Genomic DNA, 6,719 nt, shown 5'->3' on the forward strand with positions numbered 1-6,719 from the left:
TGAACCGTGCCGATCAACGCCCAATCATTGGATGGGGCAAACAATTGCAAGCCACAGTCATCACCCAGCACGTAGAACACTTCCCCATGCGTAGTGAAGCCTTGAACCAGCGGCCCAACTCCGTCACCAAGTTCCAGCTCCAGGTACACCTGTGATTCCGATTCCGGGTCGATCACGAACATCTGATCACCGGCAAGGCCAACCAGTTCTTCAACATCGTGGTTGCCCAGCAGGGTTCCGATACGCGCACCCTCAGCAAGGCTTTCAGGGTTCGCCAGTTTGGATGTCGGGTAGCCCGCCTCATGCAGGTCGATTACCAGCACACCATCACTGCACCCAAACCCGAGGCTGTGTGCGCCTACTGCAGCGCCATGGAGAGCGGGGCATGTCTCGCTGTAACGCTCTTCGAACTCGAAGCTGCCGTCATCCAGGTGGTAGCGCTCAACCATGGTCGGCAGCGTGGTGCCCGTAATAGAACTGTCCCGGTAGGTCACAAACAAATGGCCGTCGGCCATCATGGCAACGCCGTGCATGTTGGTTTCCAGGTCCAGGCTGGTGAGGGTACTGTTGCTTCCCAGAGTTTCGTCAGAAAAAACCGTCACTTTGGAGCTGGAGGCTTCACCGCCGTCGAAGAAAACAACACCGTAAGAATCACCAACCGTATAGTGCGTGGGTTTGTGATCATTCAGCGTTAGCGACAACAGGCTCGGGGTCTCTGCATAGTCGTGCATGTGATCGCCGTGATCTTCGGTATAAAGCCCACTGTCAACGAAGGACACCAGGTCATCGCCTCTCTGGGTGGCCACCACGTAGCGATTTCCGGGAGAGGCGTACAACGCAGGAACCTCACCGGTCATCTCAAAGGACGACAACACGTCGCCGCTATCAAGGTCCAATATCTTCAGTGCCGACGGCTCGCCCGTGTCGAACAGCGCCAACCGGCCAGCGGTATCGATATCCGTATCGGTGTGTGCGTCATCCGAGCTGCTACTGCTGCCTCCGCAGGCCGACAAAAACATGGCTGAGGCTAACAAAACCGACGTTTTAAGGGGCGTTATTGAGAAAGGGGCAAGTTTTTTAACGTGCACTATGAGGCTCTCCAGTTGATGTTATAACATTTCACTTCAAGCTCTGAAAAATACAATCCAGTAGTCAGGCCTGACGAATTTCAATAAATGTTATGTTATAACATTTTAATTGTAAACCAGAGACACACGCCAAGTGCATTCTCCAACCTGGGCCTTGGGCACAGGTTCTGGCCGCATTTCACGTCTGAGAAAAAGGATATTTCAGAAGCTGATACGAAAAAGCCTCCTGCTTTATTGGGCGTTGCAGGAGGCTTTTATCAACAAATCTCAATATCGATCAACGCGCGGATCTGGAGAGCGTCAGCGTATCGTAATCCCGCAACAGAAACAGGGCGATGCAGGCCGCCAGCATCGGCCAGGCCGCAAAGAACAGAAGGTTATCAAAAGGCTGGAGGTACTTACCGAAGGCTGACAAAGTGGAGACCGAATGGAAGGCCAGAATAATGCCATAAGTCCAGGTTTTCAGTAGGCCCGCCAAAAACGCAAGGATCAGTATGAGCTGGGCCACTCCGATAATGTAAAAGACAATCTCACCAAGGCCTTCGAGACCATAGAACGCCCCAAAGACCTTGGCAGCATTTTCAGGATGAATGAGTTTTTCTAGAGTCCAGAACAGGAACACGGTAAATATACCGAGTCTTAGCAACAGTAGAGCAAGGGGTAACTGTTTGGGCATTCGTTTTTCCTTCTTTGGTTTTTGAACGATCGCTCAAATGACACAAAGTCTTCATAATAGTTCCGGAATGAACACTACAGAGCGCTGTAACAAACGGAGTGATGCAGGTGTTTTGAGGCAATAACTTATTCAGATCGCCACGACAGGAGTGTGCAGTGTCCACGGAAGTCATTTTTACTCGCCGTTACCGGAAAGCCTGCGAGCTGGCAATGAGCCACGGCACGCCCTGGCGCGCTGCAAAGTTGGCAGCCGTGGTGGGTACGCTTCTGGTGCTGATCAATCAATGGGGAGCGGTCACAGGTCCAGCGCCCATGGACTGGTTAAAAGTATTGCTGACCTATTGCGTGCCCTATCTGGTGTCAACCTACACCAGCGTTAGCAAGGATCTATACCTGCTTGGGGAAACGGAAGCCGCCGAACTGACGGCTCATCATGAAGCTCAGAAGATCCGAGGGCAATAAGGCACGAATTTTCTCTCAATCCGGCTATGTGCGGCAGGGGTCAGCTCTCTGCTGCATGTCAAACTGGCTACTGCCAGGCCGGGAAAGGATCATTCAGTGTTTGCCAAAATGATTTGCCGGCCAAAAGCTGCTCTTCATTCAGAAGGCAGTCATCCAACTGACCGGTGATCGTGGCCTGATCCAGATTCTGGCCAATGAAGACTAACTCCTGACGCATATCGCCGAACGGCTCTACCCAGGTTTCCATGATTGACTCGCGATACTCTGGATCCTCGGGCCAGGACTTCTCTGGCACGGCTTTCCAGAACATCCCGGCGAACCCGTGCCGGGCAATGCCACCGGCCTGGCTCCAATGGCCCGCAAACTCCGGACGCGTGGCAAGCCAGAAATAGCCTTTGGATCGAATGAGCTTGCCACCGGAAACCGGCTGATGCAGGAACTCATAGAACTTTGCAGGATGGAATGGGCGGCGGGCGCGGTACACAAAGCTGGAAATGCCGTACTCCTCGGTTTCCGGAATGTGTTCGCCGCGCATTTCTTTTAGCCATCCTGGCGCCTGCTGAGCGCGTTCAAAACTGAATCTATTGGTATTCAGCACCTTATCAAGTGGTACGGCGCCTTTTTCTATGGGAAGTATTTCTGCTTCTGAATTGAGGCTGCGGAGCACGCCCTTGAGCCGATCGAGGTCGCCTGGAGAAACCAGGTCTGTTTTGCTGACCAGAAGAATATCGCTGAATTCAATCTGATCAACAAGCAGGTCCGCCACGCTGCGCTCATCTTCTTCGCCCAGGCTTTCTCCGGTTTCCTGTAAAGATTGTGCTTCGTCAAAATCCTTCAGGAAATTAACTGCGTCCACCACGGTAACCATGGTGTCGAGCCTCGCAATATCGGACAGGCTCACGCCGTCTTCATCAGCGAAAGTAAAGGTTTCTGCTACCGGTAACGGCTCCGAGATACCGGTAGATTCGATGACCAGGCAGTCGAAACGACCCTCTGCAGCGAGTTTGCGCACTTCGATCAACAAGTCTTCTCTCAGGGTGCAGCAGATACAGCCATTACTCATCTCAACGAGTTTTTCTTCTGACCGGTTCAAGGTGACTTCCTGTTGAACCTGAGCGGCATCGATGTTGACTTCGCTCATGTCGTTGACGATCACAGCAACCCGCGTTCCCTCCCGATTATTAAGGATATGGTTCAGCACCGTGGTTTTGCCCGCGCCTAAAAATCCGGACAGTACGGTCACGGGAAGGCGGGTATCCAGATGATCCATGCACAATCTCCCTGGTAGTTAGGTTCGGTGTCTGCACATTGCTTTACAGTAGATATGTTATAACATAACATTTGCTGGTGAAAAGTGATACGCATTTTGCGAGACGTGAGCCTCAGGAGCACTCAACGATGTCTGGAGAAAACAAGGGCCTTTCCCTACCGATAGCGGTACACGGCGGTAAGCCCGAGTGCCTGACTGAAATATTCAGAGACGAGGTTAATCTCGCTGTTTGGGAGCGCCCGCTCTCCGGTGAAAGCATCAGCTTTGCTCATCACTTTTCAAGAGAAGCCGGCACTTTCGAGCGTTTTGTCGGTATTAACGCAGGCGACTACCTGGAGCAGATCCTGCCTGCCTGGGCCCAGGAATTGGCGGGCGCCAAAGCCTGGTTGGCAGATGTAAATGAGATGGTGGAGATGTTCGGCTGCCTGTTCGAGCCTGCCGCTATTGGCGTCCGGTTGCACGTGCTCCCGGATACCATGTGCCCCCGTTTCCACACCGACAAGGTGCCGGTACGTTTATTGGTGACCTATGCCGGCAGGGGAACTGAGTGGTTGCCCGAGAATCAGGTAAAACGGGGAAATCCGTCTGGCCCCCTCCCCGATCAGGCAGTCAGCGCTGAGGATATCCAGGTTATGCCAACCGGTGCAGTATCCCTTCTCAAGGGGGAGTCCTGGATAGGCAATGAAGGCCAGGGCCTTGTCCATCGCTCCCCGGAACCAGGTGCCCACCCCCGCCTTGTATTGGGTCTTGATTGGCTTTCCTGATACCCGAAAGCCAGCACGCAAAACCCGATACTCCACCCGCACGCAACCTCATACCCTCGCCTGAGTTAGCTAATGGCAGACTCACAGCTGACATTGTACGACATTGACCACATCTGGATGCTGCCACAAACCTCGCCACAACCCCCCAGCTGATTGTTTTATATCCATTAATTTCTGATGGCACACATACTGCTCTGAACCATATCGATAGCCCTGCCCAGAAAAACCTCGTCAAAACTACGGAGTTAACCATGAAAGAACGATCGATATGGATCTCAGCCGGTATGCTCGGCGCACTGATTATTGCTACACCTGCCCTGGCAGAAGATCAAACACTCTACGCCGCACTGTCCCAGGGTGAAGTATCAGGGAACGTACGCCTGCGGTACGAGTCGGTGGATCAGGACAACACGCTTGAAGACGCTGACGCTCTGACCGTCCGCACCCGTTTGGGCTATACCACCGGTAACTACAAGGGCATTACCGGTGTTCTGGAATTTGAAGATTCCCGAAATGTATTGGGGGTGGACGATTACAACAATACCCTGGGTAAGAATCCGAATTATTCGGTCATCCCCGACCCGGAAACCACGGAAGTCGACCAGGCTTACCTACAGTACAGCGGCTACAACCTCAGGGCGCGCGGCGGGCGGCAGGTCATCACCTATGACAACCAACGCCACGTCGGTCATGTCGGCTGGCGCCAGGATCGACAGACGTTCGATGCTGTGCGCCTGACCTATACACCAAGCACCGCACTGAGCCTGGACTATGCCTTCATTAACCAACGCAACCGCATCTTCGCCGAAGCCGGCGACCTGCCTTCAAACGATCATTTGCTGAATCTGGGCTATCAGACCGGCTTCGGCAAACTTTCGGCCTACGCGTATCTTTTAGAAGTTGATGACGGCACGGACAACGGTCTGGATACCATGGGCTTGCGCTACGCGGGCGATTACAAAATGGAATCAATGAAGTTTGTCTACGCAGCCGAATACGCCACTCAGGAAGCGGAGACGGGCTCCAGTAAGTTTGATACCGACTATTACAGCCTCAAGGCAGGCCTTGGCGTTAGCGGCATCACCATCGCCATGGCCTATGAAGTACTCGGATCTGATGATGGTAACTATGGCTTCGCCACGCCTCTGGCCACACTGCATGTATTCAACGGTTGGTCTGACCAGTTTCTGGCGACGCCCGCGAATGGCCTGGAAGACATCTCACTGACGGTTGCAGGCGGCCTGGCAGGGGGTAAATGGGCCATCGAGTATCACGACTTCAGCGCTGACGAATCCACCCCCGGCGTAAACGATCTCGGCGACGAATTCGGTGTGAGCTACACCCGCAGTTTCGCCAAGCATTATACGGCAGGTATCAAGTACGCAATGTACTCTGCCGGAGACAGCGCGGCAGGCAAAGTGGACACAAACAAGCTCTGGCTGACGCTCAGCGCTGCGCTCTGACCTTTTATCCTAAACAATTGGAGGCTCCCTGCCCCAGAGCCGGGCAATGGCAAGTGACAGTTGCCATTGTCCGACATTGGCAACCCACGAAAACCGCTCAGATTTTCGCCTAAATTCACTCAACTCATTGATTAATAAATACTTCACATTGGTGGCACACATGCTGCTTCGAACCATACCCATATTCGTATGAACCGGAGTAAAGACATGGGCGCATCACTATCTATTGACTACGTTACCCATCAGTTCTCACCTTCAGCCACTCCTTCACCAGACTTTCGAAAATTTCCGCGATGTGCGCAGTATCCTTGGCTGCTGATGGGCCAACATAGTCGTTGCCGCAGGAAAATGTTTCATATCGCATGAGCATGCTCGGCTTGGACTGCTCAAAACCGATAGGAGTGAGCCCTTGGGGAACAACATCTATACTGACGTCACCGTTTTTATCGACCCAGACGACGTGATGCCCAGCACTGTCGTCACATGCTGAAATAAGTGCCTCAAGTTGCGACTTGGTGGGCGAAGTATTCAGGTTCATTCAGTTCTCCTCGTTTTAACGCCTAAATAAAGCGGCGGCCCGACAGGGGCGTCCGGTGGACGGCCGCAGGCCGGGAACGAACTTGAATGATTGGTTATACATAAGGCTACCAGCCCCACCAACGCTCAACCTTGAGTATGCCGCGCCAAAGACCTCCGAGAATAGACGGAAAAAGTTTCGGGAGCAGCAACGCCAACACAGCAAATGCGACAATACAGGCAATAAGATATGTACTGCTGAAGAATCCTGCATCAAAGTACGTCAGTTGTTTGTTGACGCCAAGCCAGATCAACGCGGCGGTAGGAACAGAGAAAAACAGAGATGCAAAGAGGCTAATCAGCCGTGATTCGAGAAAGCCACCTTCGCTACGATTCCTTGCCATTTTGAGCCACTACTCCTTGTGTATAACAGTTTTATTCATGCGCATGCGCGTTTTTCTGGCAAGCCGCACCTTGCCAA

At 52.9% G+C, this 6,719-nt stretch carries 8 protein-coding genes; 3 read left to right on the forward strand and 5 right to left on the reverse strand.

From position 1 onward, the window contains the following. Both ACTHYN_RS15975 and ACTHYN_RS15980 read right to left on the reverse strand, forming a co-directional pair. Positions 1-1,088: hypothetical protein (locus ACTHYN_RS15975; RefSeq protein ID WP_441813395.1), on the reverse strand; the 1,088-nt coding region annotated here is incomplete at its 3' end. 277 nt (positions 1,089-1,365) lie between these two features. Then, positions 1,366-1,764 carry a hypothetical protein gene (locus tag ACTHYN_RS15980; protein WP_303595109.1) on the reverse strand — a complete coding sequence of 133 codons (399 nt, stop codon included), beginning with the start codon at positions 1,762-1,764 and terminating at the stop codon, positions 1,366-1,368. Positions 1,765-1,919: 155 nt separating this feature from the next. On the opposite strand from ACTHYN_RS15980, the gene nrtS reads away from it, so the two are divergent. Beyond that, a complete protein-coding gene (nrtS, locus tag ACTHYN_RS15985) occupies positions 1,920-2,225 on the forward strand; it encodes a nitrate/nitrite transporter NrtS (RefSeq protein ID WP_441813396.1) in 306 nt (101 codons plus the stop codon). A gap of 67 nt (positions 2,226-2,292) precedes the next feature. Here nrtS and zigA read toward each other — a convergent pair whose 3' ends face one another. Further along, entirely contained in the window at positions 2,293-3,486 is a 1,194-nt protein-coding gene (gene zigA, locus ACTHYN_RS15990) for a zinc metallochaperone GTPase ZigA (protein WP_441813401.1), read from the reverse strand. 137 nt (positions 3,487-3,623) lie between these two features. On the opposite strand from zigA, the gene ACTHYN_RS15995 reads away from it, so the two are divergent. Continuing rightward, positions 3,624-4,259, forward strand: coding sequence for a DUF1826 domain-containing protein (locus tag ACTHYN_RS15995; RefSeq protein ID WP_441813397.1), 636 nt, complete (start codon positions 3,624-3,626; stop codon positions 4,257-4,259). A 251-nt stretch (positions 4,260-4,510) separates the two neighbouring features. Beyond that, positions 4,511-5,722 (forward strand): alginate export family protein, encoded by a 1,212-nt coding sequence (locus ACTHYN_RS16000; protein ID WP_441813398.1) that lies wholly within the window; start codon positions 4,511-4,513, stop codon positions 5,720-5,722. Between the two features lie 235 nt (positions 5,723-5,957). Here the strand turns inward: ACTHYN_RS16000 and ACTHYN_RS16005 are convergent, their stop codons facing one another. Next, complete coding sequence (locus tag ACTHYN_RS16005) at positions 5,958-6,260, reverse strand: hypothetical protein (RefSeq protein WP_441813399.1); 303 nt, start codon at positions 6,258-6,260, stop codon at positions 5,958-5,960. A gap of 106 nt (positions 6,261-6,366) precedes the next feature. Beyond that, on the reverse strand, positions 6,367-6,642 hold the full coding sequence (locus ACTHYN_RS16010; protein WP_441813400.1) for a hypothetical protein: 276 nt from the start codon (positions 6,640-6,642) through the stop codon (positions 6,367-6,369). Positions 6,643-6,719 lie beyond the last annotated feature (77 nt).

Source organism: Marinobacter sp. (assembly GCF_052091845.1).
Taxonomy (GTDB): Bacteria; Pseudomonadota; Gammaproteobacteria; order Pseudomonadales; family Oleiphilaceae; genus Marinobacter.